The sequence below is a fragment of the Saccharopolyspora sp. NPDC050642 genome (assembly GCF_040654735.1).
Classification (GTDB): domain Bacteria; phylum Actinomycetota; class Actinomycetes; order Mycobacteriales; family Pseudonocardiaceae; genus Saccharopolyspora; species Saccharopolyspora elongata.
Window position 1 is genome coordinate 85,319 of record NZ_JBFAIN010000004.1, and the last position, 15,341, is coordinate 100,659.

Genomic DNA, 15,341 nt, shown 5'->3' on the forward strand with positions numbered 1-15,341 from the left:
TTCTCCGCGGCCGAGATCGCATCGCGACCGGCCCGCCTCTTCCCCCACGACGACACGTGCACCCCACCTCCACATGCACCCGCACGAAGCTAGGAAGCCCAACCTTCCCACCATCCGCCGCAGATCTGCCATGACAAGTGACGTGATCGCCTTCGCTTTCTTCCCACTCAACCCAACCGGGTGTGTTCGACGAGGCAATTCCGCAAGATGCGCGCTGCCCCAGCGTCGACGGCCACTGCAACGAACCGGAGCCCGGAACTCACTTCCCTGGGAAGTAATTCCGGACTCCGGAATGGCCGGCAATCCGACGACACCTCGCAAAAGAGAACTCCCCCTGCCGCGAGGGAGTGGGCGGCAGGGGGAGCGTTCTGGGAGTCTTACTTCACGGCTCCCATGGAGAGGCCTCGGACCAGGTGGTTCTGGGCCACCCAGCCGATGATCATCACCGGTAGCGACGCCAGGAGGGCCGCCGCCGACAGCTGGGCCCAGTACAGGCCCTCGCTGGTGATGAAGCCGACAAGGAACACCGGCACCGTGCCCGCCTGGGCCGCCGTCAGGTTCACCGCGAAGAAGAACTCCGTCCAGGAGAAGATCACGCAGATCAGCGCCGTCGCCGCGATGCCTGGGGCGACCACCGGCAGGATGACCTTGAACAGCAGGGTCGGCAGCTTCGCGCCGTCCACGCGGCCCGCCTCCACCATCTCCTTCGGCACTTCCAGGAAGAACGAGCGCATCATCCAGATCGCCAGCGGCAGGTTCATCGCCGTGTAGAGGATGACCAGCACCCAGACGTTGTCCAGCAGCTTCAGGTTCTGCGAGATCACGTACAGCGGGATGATCGCGGCGACGACCGGCAGCATCTTGGTGGACAGGAAGAACCCGAGCGCGTCCCGGGTGCCCGGCACCGCCGCGATCGACAGCGCGTAGGCCGCCGGGACCGCCATCAGCAGCACCAGCAGCGTCGACACCACCGTGACGAACGCCGAATTGCCCAGGTACGGCAGGAAACCGCGTTCCAGGACGCCGGCGAACTGGTCCAGCGTCGGGGTGAACACCAGCCGCGGCGGGTCGGTGTAGGCGTCGGCCTCCTGCTTGAACGCCGTGATCACCATCCACAGCAGCGGGAAGACGAACAGGATGGCGACCAGCCAGGTGAACGCGGTCAGCGCCCACCTGCCGGCCGGGTTTCCGGCACGCATCATCGCACCTCGCTCACGCCGAAGGTCCGGAACATCAAGCGCAGCGCGAACGTCGCCACGATCAGGGTCAGCACGACGACGATGACGCCCATCGCCGAGGACTGCCCGATGTCGAAGCCCTCGAAGGCGCGCTGGTAGATGTAGTAGGGCAGGTTCGTGCTGGCGGTGCCCGGGCCGCCCTGGGTCATCAGGAAGATCGCGTCGAAGCTGTTCACGATGTAGATCGCGCCGAGCAGGATCGCCAGCTGCAGGTAGCGGGTCAGCTGCGGCAGGGTGATCGACGCGAAGATGCGCCACCGGCCCGCGCCGTCCACCGCCGCGGCTTCGAGCACCTCCTTGGACTGCCCCTGCAGGCCCGCGAGGATCAGCAGCATCATGAACGGCGTCCACTGCCAGACGATCTGCGCCATCACCGACGCCAGCGGGAATTCCGACAGCCAGTCGGTGTCGCCGCCGAAGACGAAGTTCAGCAGGCCGAAGGTCGGGTCGAACATCGTCGTCTTCCACAGCAGCGCGCCGGCCGCCGGGAGGATCAGGAACGGCGTGATGAGCAGCGTGCGGACCACCCCGCGGCCGACGAACTGCCGGTCCAGCAGCAGCGCCAGCCCGAGGCCGAGCAGCATCGCAACCAGCACGCAGACCACGGTCAGCAGCACCGTGGTCAGCATCGCGCCGCGGAACTGGCTGTCGGTGAACACGTCGACGTAGTTGCGCAGTCCGACGAAGTGGCGGGAGCCCGGCCGCACCAGGTTCCAGGACTGGAACGAGTAGATCACGGTGAGCACGAACGGGATCTGCGTGACCAGGATCGTGAACAGCAGGGCGGGCAGCAGCGGGGCCCGGCGCAGCCAGGCGGTGCCGGACCACTTGCCGACCGGCTTGCGCACCTGGGCGGGCATCGTGACGGGTGTCGTGGCGGTCTGGGTCATCTGGTCTCCCGGTATGCCGCGCCGACCGATTCGGCGTACTCCTGGGACTGCTGGAGCGCCTCGTCGACCGTGATCTGCCCCGCGATGGCGGCGGACAGCTGCTGGCTGACCCGCGTGCCGAGGTCCTGGAACTCCGGGATGCCGACGAACTGGATTCCCGGGTACGGCACCGGGTGCAGCATCGAGTTGCTCTGCTGGGCGCGGTCGATTCCGTCCAAAGTGGCCGGTGCGTAGGCCTGGGCGGCCTGCTGGTACTCGGGGATCTGGTACGTCGACAGGCGGCAGCCGGGCGGAACCCGGTTCCAGCCGAAGGTGGTGCCGACGTTGCGCACGAAGTCCTTGTCGGTCATCCAGCGCATGAACCGCCAGGCGGCGTCCTTGTCCTCGGCGACCTTCGGCATGGCCAGCGACCAGGTGTAGAGCCAGCCGCTGCTGGCGGTGCGCTCGACCGGGGCCGCGACGTAGCCGGACCTGCCGACGACGTTGCTGCTCTCCGGGTCCTCGTTGGTGCCGGCCATGACCGTGGCGTCGTACCACATCGCCGCCTGGCCCTGCCCGTAGCGCGTACCGCATTCGGAGAAGCCCGCGCTCGACGCGCCGACCTCGCCGTGCTCGCGCACCAGGTTCACGTAGAACTCGGCGGCGGAGCGGAATTCCGGCGAGGTCAGCTGCGCGTTCCAGTTCTCGTCGAACCAGCGCGCCCCGAAGGTGTTCGCGACCGTGGTGAACGGCGCGAGGCTCTCGCCCCAGCCCGGCTTGCCGCGCAGGCAGATGCCGGACACGCCCGCGGCCTTGTTGTCGAGCCTCGCCGCGAAGTCGGCGATCTGCTGCCAGGTCGGGCGTTCCGGCATGGTCAGCCCGGCCTGCTCGAACAGGTCCTTGCGGTAGGCCAGGAACGACGACTCGCCGTAGAACGGCACCGCGTACATCGATCCCTGGTGGGACAGCGAGTCCCGGATGCTCGGGATGAAGTCGCCCGGGTCATAGCCCTCGCTGCCGTCGATGTAGGGCTGCAGGTTCTCCAGCCAGCCGTTGGCCGCCCACTGCGGCGTCTCGTAGTTGCTGATCATCACCACGTCGAACTCGCCGCCCTCGGTGGCGGTCGAGGCGGTGATCTTGGCGCGCGCCTGGTTCTCGGGCAGCTGCACGAACTTCAGCTTGATGCCGGGGTTGTCCCGCTCGAACTGGTCCGACAGCGCGATCGCGTCCTCCATCTGCGGGTTCGACACGATCGCGACCACCAGCGTCCGCCCGCCGGAGCCCAGCGCCCCGGCGCCGGCACAGCCGGTGAGCGTGAGCAGCGCGGCGCACGCGAGCAGTGCGAGCTTCCTCATTCGCCTATGCATCAACGCCTCCCGGCAGCACCTGGACCTTCAGCCCGGCACCGCTGCGCATCAGGTCGAGCGCCGCGGGGAACTCCTCCAGCGGCAGGGTGTCGGTGAGCAGCGCGGCGGTGTCGATCGCGCCGGATGCCACCAGGTTCAGCGCGGCGCCGAAGCTGTTGAGCACCGCCATGGAGCCGACGATCTTGATCTCGTCGTTGTAGATCCGGAACGGCGAGAGCGACACGCGGGCCTCTTCCGGGGCCACGCCGAACACCAGCAGCCGGCCGCCGCGGCGCAGCGAGTCGAAGGCGGCTTCGATCGCGGGCGCGGCACCGGTGCAGTCGACCGCGGCGTCGAACCGGTCGTCGAGCTCGGCGACGTCGGTGCCGACCGCCACCGCGCCGAGCTCGATCGCCCGGCCCAGCCGCGCCTCGTTGCGGTCGACGACCGTGACGTGCGCGCCGCCGCGCTGGAGCAGCTGCTGCATCAGCAGCCCCATCGTGCCCGCGCCGACCACGAGGAACCGCTCGCCCGCTTCGACGCCGATCTGCCGGACGCCGTGCACCGCGCACGACACCGGTTCGACCAGCGCACCCTGCTGCCAGGTCATCTCGTCCGGCATCCGGTAGCAGGTGGCCGCCGGGACGGCGACGTACTCGGCGAACGCGCCGTCCACGGTGTCGCCGGTGGCGTTCCAGTTCGCGCACAGATTGCCGTGGCCGGAGCGGCAGGGCGTGCAGTAACCGCAGAACAGCGAGGGATCCACCGCAACGCGGTCGCCGGCCTTCCAGTCCCCCGGCACCTCCGCGCCGATCTCGACGACCTCGCCGGCGAACTCGTGGCCCGGCACGATCGGGTAAGGCGTGGGCGGGAAGTGGCCGTCGGCGATGTGCAGGTCCGTGCCGCAGATCCCGCACGCACCGACCTTGATCACCAGTTGCCCGTCCCCCGGCTTCGGATCCGGCACGTCGCCAACCCTGATCGAACCGGGCTGGTCGATGATCGCGGCGCGCATGACACTCCATTCCGGTCTGCTCATATGAGCACTTTTCATCGCGGGCGTCCCGCAATACGCGGAGCATTCAAGGACTTCATGCCGAGATACGTCAACCTTTGGACCGGATTTCGAGCTATCGTGCTCATATGAGCACCAAGAGGATCCGGATGACCGACACGATCACTGCGGCGTCGATCGCGCACCGGTTCTACGTCCAGGGCCGGTCCAAGCTGGAGATCGCCGAGGAGTTCGGGATCAGCCGCTTCAAAGCGGCGCGCATCCTGGCCGCGGCACAGGAAACCGGCCTGGTCCGGATCGAGTTCGACCTGCCGGTGCCGGTGGACCTGCCGATGTCGGACGAGGTCCGCGCCGCCTACGGGCTCCGCCGGGTCCTGGTGCTCAATCGAGCAGAATCGAAGGCCGACCGGCCGGAGTTGCGCCGCCGGATCGGCTCGCTGGCGGCGCAGCTGCTGACCGAGCTCGCCACGCCGGACGACGTGATCGGCCTGGCCTGGGCGCGTTCGGTGAACGCGATGGCCGAAGCCGTCGATTCGCTCCCGAAGTGCCCGATCGTGCAGCTGTGCGGGGTGCAGGCGGGCATGGACATGCGCGACCGGTCGGTGGAGACAGTGGGCCGGGTCGCGGCGGTCGGCGGCGGCGACCCCTACCCGATCTACGGCCCGCTGGTGCTGCCGGACCGCCGGACCACCGACATCCTGCGCAAGCAGCCGGGCATCGCGGAGACCTTCGACCAGTTCCAGCACCTGACCAAGGCCGTGGTGAGCATCGGCGCCTGGCAGCCGGGCGAATCGACGGTGTACGACGCGCTGACCCCGAGCGAACGGGACTCGATCGGCCGACGCGGCGCGACGGCGGAGATCGCGGCCCGCCTCTTCGACGAGAACGGCAACGCCCTGTCGACGGGCCTGGCCCACCACGTCCTGGCGATCACCCACGAACAGCTGCGCCAGGTCCCGGAGGTGATCGCCCTCGGCTACACCGAACCGAAGGCGGAAGCGATCGACGCGGTCCTGCGCTCCGGCATCGTCACGACCCTCATCACCGACGCGGCGGCGGCCGAGCGAATCCTGGAACTGGCCGCCGAGCGCCCGCCCGGGTGACCGGCCGATCCCCCGCGCAAACCGCAGTTCGTTGCGCGAATTATCAAGGCGTCCGATGTTAATCTGGCGGTGTGGGCAATCAAGAAGATGGCCAGATGGGAATGGCGGCCGCGCTGGTGCGGTCCGCGTTCCTGGTGGATGCCGTGTACGCCAAGTCGGGCCGGGAATACGGGCTGACGCCGCAACAGGGGCAGTTGCTGTGCGTGCTGATGTCGTGCTCGCGCGGCATGAGCGAACTGGGGGCGATGCTGGGATTGGCCAAGTCGAGCCTCACCGGCCTGGTGGACCGCACCGAGCGCAACGGCCTGGTCCGCCGCGAGCCGGATCCGCAGGACACGCGCGCGGTGCGGGTCGCGCTCACCGCGCAGGGCAGCAAGCTCGCGGACGAGTTCTACGCCGAGACCTGCAGGCGGATCGAGGAGCTGCCGGCGAGCCTCGGCCCTGCGGAACGCAACACGCTCGCCGACCTGCTGGGCCGCGTCGTGCTGAGCAACGAGGTTCCGGTGGTCTTCATGGAACCGGACGAGGGCGCCCGCGACAGCTGAGCCGCAAATGATGTGTCCCGCGACACAATCGTTTGAGTTCGTGGTACGAACTATTACAGTTCGTACCACGAACTCGATCTTTTTGTGGAGCGTGGAATCATGAGTCGTACCGTCGCGGTAATCGGCGGAGGCTACGGGGGCGCCGCGGTCGCCAAGGCACTGCAGTCCGAGGCCGACGTCGTCCTCATCGACCCCCGGGACGCGTTCGTCAACGCGGCCGCATCGTTGCGCGCGCTGACCCGGCCCGACTGGGCGGGCAACATGTTCTTCCCCTTCGAAACGCTGCTCACGCAGGGCGAGGTGATCCGCGACCGCGCGGTCTCGGTGGACCCCGGCGGCGTCACCCTGGCATCGGGCGAGCACGTCCCGGCGGACTACGTGGTCCTGGCCACCGGCTCCAGCTACGCCTACCCGGCCAAGCCCGGCTCCGACTCGGTCGGCGACGCGCTGGACGACCTCCGCCGGACGAACGAGGAACTCCGCCAGGCCGGCAAGGTGCTGATCCTCGGTGCCGGCCCGGTCGGCCTGGAACTGGCCGGCGAGATCAAGGACGCCTGGCCGGACAAGCACGTGACCATCGTCGACCCGGCCCGGGAGCTGCTCCCCGGCTTCGAGCCGGAGGTGGTCGAGGACCTGCGCCGCCAGCTCGACGCGCTCGGTGTCGACGTGCGCCTCGGCACCGGTCTGGCGGCGCCGCCGAGCACCGAGGCGGGCCGGGCCGGTGCTTTCACCGCCACCACCACCGGCGGCGGCGAGATCGCCGCCGACATCTGGTTCCGCGCCTACGGGACGAGCACCAACAGCGACTACCTCGCCGACGGCAAGCTCACGACCCGCACGCCGCAGGGCCAGGTTCCCGTCACCGAATTCCTCAACGTCGTGGGGCACGACCACGTCTACGCGGTCGGCGACATCACCGACGTCGCCGAGGCCAAGATGGCAGCTCACGCGATGCAGCACGCCGAGGTGGTCGTCAAGAACATCTCCGCTCAGCTGAGCGGAGAACGCCCCGCGACGACCTACGCTCCCCAGCCGGCCCTCTCGATCCTGCTCCCGCTCGGCCGCAGCGGCGGTGTCGGACAGCTGCCCTCTCCCGAGGGCCCGACCGCCGCGCCGGCCGCGATGGTCGCCGAGTACAAGGGCGCGGACCTGTTCACCGGCCGCTTCATCGAGCAGTTCGGCCCCACCGCCTGAACGGCAGCGTTCCCGCTCGCAGCCGGCGCCCTCAAGACCATCCCAAGAGGACATCCGTACCGCGACTCCTTCGATGCACCCTGCGGTGGTTCGCCATGGGAGTCGGGGCTGGAACCGTCCACTGCGGACAATGCGGCGACATAGCCCCATCGAATGGAAGGCAGAGCATTGACCGCACAAGAAGTCGTCTTCGGTTTCGGCGCGCACAGCGGCATCGGCGACGGGCCGGAATTGCTGCGCATGGTCCAACAGGCCGACCGCGACGGGCTCGACATCTTCTCGCTGTCGGACCACCCCTACCTCGGCGAGCGCCTGGACGCCTACGCCTCCCTCGGATTCCTCCTCGGGCGCACGCAGCACATCGCGGGCTTCGCCAACGTCACCAACCTGCCGACCCGGCCTGCTCCCATGCTGGCCCGGACGGTGACGTCGCTGTCGGCGCTCTCGGGCGGCCGCGTCGTGCTCGGCATGGGCGCGGGCGGGCTGTGGGACCGGATCTCCGACATGGGGGTACCGCGGCTGTCACCGGCCGAAGCCGTGGAGGCCTTCGAGGAGGCGATCGTCCTGGTCAAGATGCTGTCGGGCGGCGGTCCGCCGGTCACCTACCGGGGCCACCACTACGAGGTGACCGAGATCGAGCCGTCGCCGGTGGCCGCGCCCCCGGTGTGGACCGGATCGGTCGGCCCGAAGTCCCTGGCCGCCACCGGGCGGGTGGCCGACGGCTGGATCCCGGGCCACGCGGCGGACTGGCTCAGCGAGCGCTACCGGAAGTCGCGGCCGGTCATCGACGAAGCGGCGGCGGCCGTCGGCCGCGATCCGCGCGAGATCCGCACGGTCTTCAACTTCCCTGGGCGCATCACCGACCGGCCGCTGCCCGCAACGCGCGGCGAGGATGACCGTTGGATCGGCGGTTCCGTCGACCAGTGGGTCGAGGAGCTGACCGGTGCCGTGCTCGAACACGGCGCGTCGGGCTTCACGCTGTTCTCGGCGGGCGGCGGAACGCAGGACGGCGTTTCCCTCGGCCGCTGGGCCGGCGAAATCGTCCCGGCCGTGCGCGAAGCGATCGCGAAGGAGAACGGCTAGCGCCCGTCCCGACGGCCTGTCCGGCCGATCCGACTGCTCGATGGCGCAGTAGCCTCACTCCGAGTGCGGGAGCGAGGCCACTGCGCCATCGTCGAGCAACATCACCACCGGTCACCTCGCCACAAGGAGCGAAGACGGGCATCCTGATCAACGCAACCGTCCTCATCACGAAACCGCACGTCCCTGCCGAGTGAGGCTCGCGCGCGCACATCCGAAACCGTCCGGTGGCACACCGTTTCCCGTTGACTCCTCCAACGGGAAACGGGAAACGGCTCTATTTCCCGGCTCCGGCATCCGAATCTCCGCCACAATCCTCCGACGAACGGCGCGCGGCCGCGCCGAACCGGATTTCCCTCCAGGCGTCGAGGACTGCGATGAATGCGGCGGAGAGCACCAGCACCAGGGCGAACAGCTCAACACCGGATAGGGCGATGCCGGCGAGCACGATCGCCGCCCACACCAGCACTGCGGTGAACACGAATGCGAGCATCACCCGTCCGAGCGACCTCGCCAGGGACGGATTGCGCTGTTCGGGTATCGATTCTCGGACGAGCTCGTCCTTGATCATCTCTTCTCCTAAGGTCTGCCGGTGGCCCGGCCTCCCAGTCGCCGGACCGGCACGTTTCACCGTGCGCGAAAACCGGTCGGGACCAACAGCCGTTTCCCGTCGCCCGCTGAACCGGGCAACGGGAAACCCGGAGGACGATGTGACTGAACAGCCCACACTGTTCGGGGCAGAGCTTCGAAGACTGCGCACCGCGGCCGGTCTTTCGCTCACTCGAATGGCCGCGCTGCTGCATTACAGCAAGGGCTACGTCAGCAAGATCGAAACCGGCGGGAAACGGCCGACACCGGATTTCGCCCGGCGTTGCGATTCGATCCTCGAAGCCGGTGGAGAACTCGCGGGCCTGGTTCCCGCGCGGTCTTCCGAAGCACCGCTGCCCGAGGTGAACGGCGACGGTGAGGTGTGGTTGATGAGTCTCGATTCAGGCGGGAAGAGCTGGTTCCGGCCGATGGACCGGCGGCAGGTGCTGGCGGCGGGCGCGGCCTCGGTGCTCGCCTTCGGCATGGGCGGCGGTCACGCGATCGCCGAGGACGGCACGGTCTCGACGTTCCGCACCATGTTCGACCAGTTCCGCAGGCTGGGGCAGACGGCAAGCCCCTCGGTGGTGCTGCCCGCGCTCATCGCGCAGACCCACACCCTCCGCGAACTCGCCGCCCGCGCCAAACCCGCAGCGAGTGCGGAACTTCTGGTGCTCGGCGCGCGGTATGCCGAGTTCGCAGGCTGGATGGCTCAGGAGTCGGGTGACGACGCGGCCGCCCTGTGGTGGACCGACCGCGCCGTGGAGCTCGCGGACGCGGGACAGGACCGGTCACTGGCCGCGTACTCCCTGGTCCGCAGAGCACTGGTCACGCTGTACCAAGAAGACGCAAGGGAGACGATCGGCCTCGCTCAGCAAGCCCAGCGGACCGCGACGTCGGCCCGAATTCGCGGACTCGCGGCGCAGCGCGAGGCACAGGGCCACGCGCTGGCCGGAGACTACGACGCCTGCATGCGGAGCCTCGACCGAGCTCGCGACCTGCTCAGCGCGGCCCAACCCGATGCCGGACCGGTACTCGGCACGTCGAACCTGACCGATCCCGTCGCGATGGTCTCGGGGTGGTGTCTTCACGACCTGGGGCGTCCACGGGATGCGGTGCTGATCCTCGACCGGGAAGTCGAACGAGTTCCGTCGCACGCCCTTCGTTCCCAAGCGCGCTACGGCGTCCGACGCGCCCTCGCGCACGCCACGGCGGGCGACATCGACCACGCCTGCGCCCTGCTCGGGCAGGTCCTCGGGGTGGTCGACACCGTCAGTTCCGCCACCATCGGCACCGATCTCCGGCGAGTGGCGCGCGTGCTCTCGCGGTTCCACACCGCGCCCTCGGTTCGTGAGCTCCAACCCCGGCTGGTCGCCGCGCTGCACACCCAGACTGCCTGAGAATCCGCCATTTCCACAAAAGTGAGGTACCCGTATGCCTGAAATCTTCATCAACTACCGCACCGGAGACTGCGAACATGCCGCGGTCGCGATCGAGCAATACCTGTCGGCGCGGTTCGGCCGCGAGCGGGTATTCCGCGCCAGCAAGTCCATCCGCCCCGGCGATAACTTCCGCACCGAGCTGTCGACGGCGTCCTCCAGCGCACGCGTGCTGCTTGCGCTGATCGGACCGAAGTGGCTCGATGCTCGTGATCGGGACGGAAATCCCGCACTTGAGAACAAGGATGACTGGACCCGCAAGGAAATCCTGAACGCCAAGCGCGGCGGAGCCCGGATCATCCCGATCCTGTGTGGACGGAAGCTGCCTCGGCTGGTGGCCGCCGACCTGCCACGTGCTCTGACATCGCTCGCCGACCTCCAGTCCCTCACCTACGACACCGGAAGCGCCGGGGACGACCTCGATCGGATCGCCGCCGAGCTCCTCGACCTGGTGCCGGATCTCCCGGACCGGTGGACGAAAGCGCCTTCGAGCAACGGCGTGCACAACGCCATCACCGGCCATGTCAGCGGGAACGCCATCCAGCTCCGCGACCTGCACGGCGGATCGATCACCACCACGACGTTCAACGGCCCGACGGGACCGGTGAGCAGCGGCGAAGGTGACCAGAACATCTTCTACGGCGACGGCGCGAACTACATCGCGGGCAAGAACACCGGCGGAATCCGCCAGAAGTTCAGCTCGAAGCGGGAGCGGGGTGAAGACCGGTGACCGAAACGAACAACGAGTTCCACGACACGCAGGGCAGCCCGATCCACGCCGGCTCCGGCGATCAGAACATCAACCCGATCTACTTCACGATCCACGAGAGCGTCCAGGAGCAGGCTCGCGGGCCACGGTTGACGCTGAAGGGCGACCTGAGTTGGCTCAAGCGCCGGTTCGAGCCGCCGCAGAACTTTGGTGCAGCGCGGGACATGTTGCGGCAGTCCCGCACCGTCGTGCTCACCGGGCCGCCGGGAAGCGGTCGGCGCACAGCGGCGAAGATGCTCCTGAACGAGCTCGCCGACGACCGCACCCCCTTCACCGTGCTCGATGACGAGGCGCGCACGCAGAACCCGGGCCTGGACGAGGTAAAGGTCCAGCCGGGCCACCTGTTCGTCCTCGACCTCTCGGACAGCGGCGAGGACGTGTTCCACGCCCGGCAGCGAGATCTCCTTTCGTTCCGCACGATCCTCCAGCAGCGCAACGGCTACCTCGCCGTAGTCGTGCCCGATTCCCGCAAGCACCAACTGGATTCGGACCTGGCGCAGTTCGAGGCCAGGATCGGCCGGCCGCGCGGTGCCTCGGTGCTGCGATGGCACCTGGAACAGGAGTCGATCTTCCCCTCGGTCCAGCAGCTGGCCTCGGAGGAACTCGCACGCAGCCTGTCCGCACCGATGTCGGAGATCGCCAACCTCGCGCAGATGGTCGTGCAAGCCCGGGACACGAACCGCAGCGGCGACGTCTCGACTTGGCTCAGCGAAGCGGTTTCCGCCCGGATCGACCGCAGCAACGAGGTGGCGGAACAGCTGAGCAAGGTGCCGGGCGGTCGTCGGCGGACGGTGCTGCTCGCCGCGGCTATGTGCCGTGGAGCGTCGAGCGACGCGGTCTTCTTCGCCTCTCACCGCCTGGTGAGCGCGCTGAGCCTCGACGGACGCGAGGAGCCCCGGATGGAGCAGGAGGGCTACCGCATCCAGCTCATCGATCTCAGCATCGACGTCGCGCGGAACAACCGGATCGAGTTCAGCCGGCTCAGCTACGACCGGGCGTTGCGCGAACACTTCTGGGACAACTACCCGGATCTCCGGGAGCCGTTCTGCCGGTGGGTGGACGACATCATCCGCATCGAGCAGTTCACCAGGCGGGACCGGGAGAGCTTGGTGGACCGGTTCGTGGAGCAGGCGCTGCGCACCAACTCGCCGGGGCACGTGAAATGGCTGATCGACCGGTGGGTCTTTCCCAGGCAGAACGGAGCGTCGAACCCACTGCGTGACTACGGGGTGCTAGCTCTCCTGACAGGCCTGAGGAACGAGCGCCACGGTTACTTCTTCCGGCGCCTGGTGTACGAGTGGTCGCGGCGCAACGACCTCCCCCATGACGTCGGGCAGATCCTGGTGGACGTGTGCACCGAGGTGATCGCACCGACCTACCCGGAACAAGCTCTGGTCCGGCTGCACCACCGGGCCCGCCGCGAAAACGGCACTGGCAACCCGACTGCGTACCAGGCGCTCGTCGAGCTGACCTCGCGCGATCCGATACTGCTGCGGCTGCTGCTCGAGAGACTCACGACGGACCTGGCGAATCAGCAGCAGCATTGGCCCGTCGACCACTTCCTGTTCCTCGCCATCGCGGATCCGCTGCGGCTGGCCGACACCAGCATGCGTTCGCAGCCACTCGCGGCAGACCACACGGTCCGTTCCCAACTGGGCTCCTGCTGGCGTGAGACCATGCTCGCCCGCCCGGACCTCGTCGTGCAGCGCGTCTGCCACTGGTTCGACGCCGCCGGCCGGACCGCGCCGCACGACCTGCTGCTCGGCATCCTGGTGGACGCGGCGAGCCAGCACCTCCACCTGCTCGGTTCGCTGCACGTCCTCGCTCGCGATTGGAGCCGGACCGCGAGCGGGCGCGCCGATGTCTTCGTCCGGTTGTCCCAGCTGATCGACATGGCGCAGGGCCTGCACTCGACCGACTACACGTTCGACCACGTGCCTGAGGAGGCCGTTCGATGAGCAAGGAAAACCGGATCCTCTACGGTGGCCTGGCGCTGGCGGCAGCCGTCCCGCTCCTGCTCGGCCTGCTGCTGGGATGGCCGGCCTGGGTCACGGTGCCGCTGTTCGGCGCGATTCTGTACGGGGTCTACCGGAAGCTGATGCACGGGAACAGGACCACCAGCGACCACGTCGGCGTGGTCCTGGACCGGATCGGCCTGTACGGGGACAACCCGGTGCGCGCCCTGACGGCCCACCGCTTCGCGCGGCTGATCGAAGCGGCCGGGAACCCCGGAGTGGCCGAGGAGGTCCGCCAGAAGTTCGACGCACCACGGCCCCTCTAGGCGCGATGCCCAGCGCTGCGGTTGGTGAGGTGAACGGACCGTTCGCCCCGTCTACTGGCACGAACGGTCCGTTCACCTCAGCACGATTTCCCGAACCGGCCTCGATAGCCTCTCGGCATGTATGCGCATGCATTCGTTCCCGACTTCCCGGTCAGCGTGTGACGTTCTTCGGGGTGGCCGGGAGGTGCTTCGGGGGCAGAGCACCTCCCGGCCCGCAGGCTCGACGCCGAATTGGGGAGGGGCGCACGGCGTCGAGCCGAGTCTCAGATGCGTCTGAGTCCTTCCAGAACGCGTCGCTGCAACTCCAGCGGTGGAGCCGACCAGGGTTCACCGCGCTCACCGGCGGCTTGATTGTCCGATATGGACTCCGGGACAGGCTCGCGGAGCCGATGTCGCCCGACCCGTTCCCGCTGCGCGTTCTCTGCCTCGATCTGCGCCTTCAACTGCCACACCGTGGTCGTACCTTCCCCGGCCCCGGCGTGCTGAGGCCGCTGCGCGTGAAACAAGACCGAGCCCCATGACGCCGAAAGAACCACCAAGCAACACACGGAAATCCAGGCACTGGACACCATCATCGGATCCTTCCAATTGAGACGATTGTCTTACCGATCCCGTTGCCGCCCCTCCACAGACCAGCTGCGATCCAGCGAGCACCAGGCGATCGTTCACTGCTCCGACTTCAAAGTTTCGTTGCAGTCAATGCAGGTTGGAAACATGTACCAGTCCACTTCGGACGGTTTCGCCATCGCGACCTTCGTGCCGCAAACAGCAGTGTCCGAAGGGCGGCCATCCCAACGCGCGCCGCGGAACGCATGTCGGACACCTAGGCTCTCGCCCGCACGCGGAACCGGAAGCCAGTAGTGACGCTCGTGCGCCTCTGGAATGAGCACCAAACCACCTCCGTACGCCCCACATCTCCAGTGGTATTGAGACTACAACTGAGACTCAATTTTCAGCGGCAGATACAGCCTCTCCATAGGGTGAACTTGAGACTCAACCGACAACGCTGAGTGGGCGTCAGCGGATCATGCAGACTGTGTTCATGCACGATGAAGATCCAGGCCCCGTCGTCCAACGGCTCATCCTTGGCGAGCGGCTACGCGCCCTGCGGGACTCCAAGGGGATCAGCCTGGACGATGCCAACAGCCGCCTGAACTGGTACCGAGGCAAGCTTTCCAAGATCGAGAATGGGATGCTCGGCCTCACAGAGCGCGAGCTGTCAACACTACTTGCGTGCTACGGGGTTCAAGGGCGCGAATCCTCGCAGGTCATGCGGCTAGCCACCGAGGCCCGGCGTCGGGCGGCACCAGAACGCGTCAACGACTGGGCCAAGCAATACATTCCTCTGGAACGGGCCGCTACCGAGATCCGTATGGTCTACAGCGAGATTCCAGGACTGCTCCAAACAAAGGGCACCGCCAAGACACAACTGTCGCGTTCTCCCGTTGTGCTCGCCGCCGACATCGAGGGGATGGCCGAGGCTCGCGAAGAGCGCGGCAACCGCCTCTTCCGGCAGAACGCACCGCAAGTCTGGGTAGTACTTGGCGAAGAAGCGCTGCTGCGCCGCGTCGGGACCCCGGACGTCATGAACGCACAGCTCGCACGGCTTCGCGATATCGCCGAGCTACCGAATGTCTCCCTGCGCATCGTTCCGTTGGATCGTGGTCCGCACGCTGGCCTGAGCTGCCCGTTCACCTTGCTCTGGATCGAGCGAGCGCAAGCGACTATCGCCTACGTCGAGACGCTGACCGGCGCGGACTACGTGAAGACCACTGGTGCGTATAACCTCGCCTTCGATCAGGCGCAGAGCGACGCACTGTCCGATACGGAGACGCTTGCGTTGCTCGATCGCTACCGCACGAACATGCAGTAGCAAC

General features: G+C 67.7%; 14 protein-coding genes. 9 read left to right on the top strand and 5 right to left on the bottom strand.

Features of this window, described 5'->3' with window-relative positions; all coding sequences use genetic code 11:
- Positions 1-377 precede the first annotated feature (377 nt).
- Genes AB0H93_RS08900 through AB0H93_RS08915 form a run of 4 tightly spaced genes read right to left on the bottom strand, consistent with a single transcriptional unit; the run spans position 378 to position 4,468 of the window.
- Positions 378-1,202, bottom strand: a complete 825-nt coding sequence (locus AB0H93_RS08900) for a carbohydrate ABC transporter permease (protein WP_358569728.1) — start codon at positions 1,200-1,202, stop codon at positions 378-380.
- Positions 1,199-2,098 (bottom strand): sugar ABC transporter permease, encoded by a 900-nt coding sequence (locus AB0H93_RS08905; RefSeq protein ID WP_358570525.1) that lies wholly within the window; start codon positions 2,096-2,098, stop codon positions 1,199-1,201. Before AB0H93_RS08905 ends, AB0H93_RS08900 begins: the two co-directional genes overlap by 4 nt.
- Before the next feature lie 26 nt (positions 2,099-2,124).
- The gene (locus AB0H93_RS08910; protein ID WP_358569731.1) at positions 2,125-3,462 is read right to left on the bottom strand and encodes a sugar ABC transporter substrate-binding protein; all 1,338 of its coding nucleotides are present in this window, start codon (positions 3,460-3,462) and stop codon (positions 2,125-2,127) included.
- Positions 3,463-3,466: 4 nt separating this feature from the next.
- Complete coding sequence (locus AB0H93_RS08915; RefSeq protein ID WP_358569734.1) at positions 3,467-4,468, bottom strand: zinc-dependent alcohol dehydrogenase family protein; 1,002 nt, start codon at positions 4,466-4,468, stop codon at positions 3,467-3,469.
- A gap of 128 nt (positions 4,469-4,596) precedes the next feature.
- On the opposite strand from AB0H93_RS08915, the gene AB0H93_RS08920 reads away from it, so the two are divergent.
- The 4 genes from AB0H93_RS08920 (at position 4,597) to AB0H93_RS08935 (ending at position 8,393) form a co-directional block, all read left to right on the top strand.
- Complete coding sequence (locus AB0H93_RS08920) at positions 4,597-5,571, top strand: sugar-binding domain-containing protein (RefSeq protein WP_358569737.1); 975 nt, start codon at positions 4,597-4,599, stop codon at positions 5,569-5,571.
- A gap of 95 nt (positions 5,572-5,666) precedes the next feature.
- Positions 5,667-6,116 carry a MarR family transcriptional regulator gene (locus tag AB0H93_RS08925; protein WP_358570528.1) on the top strand — a complete coding sequence of 150 codons (450 nt, stop codon included), beginning with the start codon at positions 5,667-5,669 and terminating at the stop codon, positions 6,114-6,116.
- Between the two features lie 99 nt (positions 6,117-6,215).
- Entirely contained in the window at positions 6,216-7,310 is a 1,095-nt protein-coding gene (locus tag AB0H93_RS08930) for an FAD-dependent oxidoreductase (RefSeq protein ID WP_358569740.1), read from the top strand.
- 168 nt (positions 7,311-7,478) lie between these two features.
- Positions 7,479-8,393: an LLM class flavin-dependent oxidoreductase gene (locus AB0H93_RS08935; RefSeq protein WP_358569743.1), complete on the top strand. Its 915-nt coding sequence runs from the start codon at positions 7,479-7,481 to the stop codon at positions 8,391-8,393.
- Between the two features lie 274 nt (positions 8,394-8,667).
- Here the strand turns inward: AB0H93_RS08935 and AB0H93_RS08940 are convergent, their stop codons facing one another.
- A complete protein-coding gene (locus AB0H93_RS08940) occupies positions 8,668-8,961 on the bottom strand; it encodes a hypothetical protein (RefSeq protein WP_358569746.1) in 294 nt (97 codons plus the stop codon).
- Between the two features lie 214 nt (positions 8,962-9,175).
- Here AB0H93_RS08940 and AB0H93_RS08945 point away from each other — a divergent pair, with 214 nt between their 5' ends.
- From AB0H93_RS08945 to AB0H93_RS08965, 5 genes are all read left to right on the top strand, one after another.
- Positions 9,176-10,375, top strand: a complete 1,200-nt coding sequence (locus AB0H93_RS08945; RefSeq protein ID WP_358569749.1) for a helix-turn-helix domain-containing protein — start codon at positions 9,176-9,178, stop codon at positions 10,373-10,375.
- Between the two features lie 34 nt (positions 10,376-10,409).
- A complete protein-coding gene (locus AB0H93_RS08950; RefSeq protein ID WP_358569752.1) occupies positions 10,410-11,144 on the top strand; it encodes a toll/interleukin-1 receptor domain-containing protein in 735 nt (244 codons plus the stop codon).
- Positions 11,141-13,141: a hypothetical protein gene (locus AB0H93_RS08955; RefSeq protein WP_358569754.1), complete on the top strand. Its 2,001-nt coding sequence runs from the start codon at positions 11,141-11,143 to the stop codon at positions 13,139-13,141. The genes AB0H93_RS08950 and AB0H93_RS08955 overlap by 4 nt, the downstream gene beginning before the upstream one ends.
- Entirely contained in the window at positions 13,138-13,464 is a 327-nt protein-coding gene (locus AB0H93_RS08960; protein WP_358569757.1) for a hypothetical protein, read from the top strand. The genes AB0H93_RS08955 and AB0H93_RS08960 overlap by 4 nt, the downstream gene beginning before the upstream one ends.
- A gap of 1,042 nt (positions 13,465-14,506) precedes the next feature.
- The gene (locus tag AB0H93_RS08965) at positions 14,507-15,337 is read left to right on the top strand and encodes a helix-turn-helix transcriptional regulator (protein ID WP_358569760.1); all 831 of its coding nucleotides are present in this window, start codon (positions 14,507-14,509) and stop codon (positions 15,335-15,337) included.
- The last annotated feature ends 4 nt before the right edge of the window (positions 15,338-15,341 follow it).

Coding starts and splice junctions, on each gene's coding strand:
- AB0H93_RS08910 (WP_358569731.1), bottom strand. CDS start 3,462: ATGAGGAAGCTCGCACTGCTCGCGTGCGCCGCGCTGCTCACGCTCACC.
- AB0H93_RS08945 (WP_358569749.1), top strand. CDS start 9,176: ATGGCCGCGCTGCTGCATTACAGCAAGGGCTACGTCAGCAAGATCGAA.
- AB0H93_RS08965 (WP_358569760.1), top strand. CDS start 14,507: ATGCACGATGAAGATCCAGGCCCCGTCGTCCAACGGCTCATCCTTGGC.
- AB0H93_RS08930 (WP_358569740.1), top strand. CDS start 6,216: ATGAGTCGTACCGTCGCGGTAATCGGCGGAGGCTACGGGGGCGCCGCG.
- AB0H93_RS08920 (WP_358569737.1), top strand. CDS start 4,597: ATGAGCACCAAGAGGATCCGGATGACCGACACGATCACTGCGGCGTCG.
- AB0H93_RS08915 (WP_358569734.1), bottom strand. CDS start 4,468: ATGCGCGCCGCGATCATCGACCAGCCCGGTTCGATCAGGGTTGGCGAC.
- AB0H93_RS08950 (WP_358569752.1), top strand. CDS start 10,410: ATGCCTGAAATCTTCATCAACTACCGCACCGGAGACTGCGAACATGCC.
- AB0H93_RS08960 (WP_358569757.1), top strand. CDS start 13,138: ATGAGCAAGGAAAACCGGATCCTCTACGGTGGCCTGGCGCTGGCGGCA.
- AB0H93_RS08900 (WP_358569728.1), bottom strand. CDS start 1,202: ATGATGCGTGCCGGAAACCCGGCCGGCAGGTGGGCGCTGACCGCGTTC.
- AB0H93_RS08925 (WP_358570528.1), top strand. CDS start 5,667: ATGGGAATGGCGGCCGCGCTGGTGCGGTCCGCGTTCCTGGTGGATGCC.
- AB0H93_RS08940 (WP_358569746.1), bottom strand. CDS start 8,961: ATGATCAAGGACGAGCTCGTCCGAGAATCGATACCCGAACAGCGCAAT.
- AB0H93_RS08905 (WP_358570525.1), bottom strand. CDS start 2,098: ATGCCCGCCCAGGTGCGCAAGCCGGTCGGCAAGTGGTCCGGCACCGCC.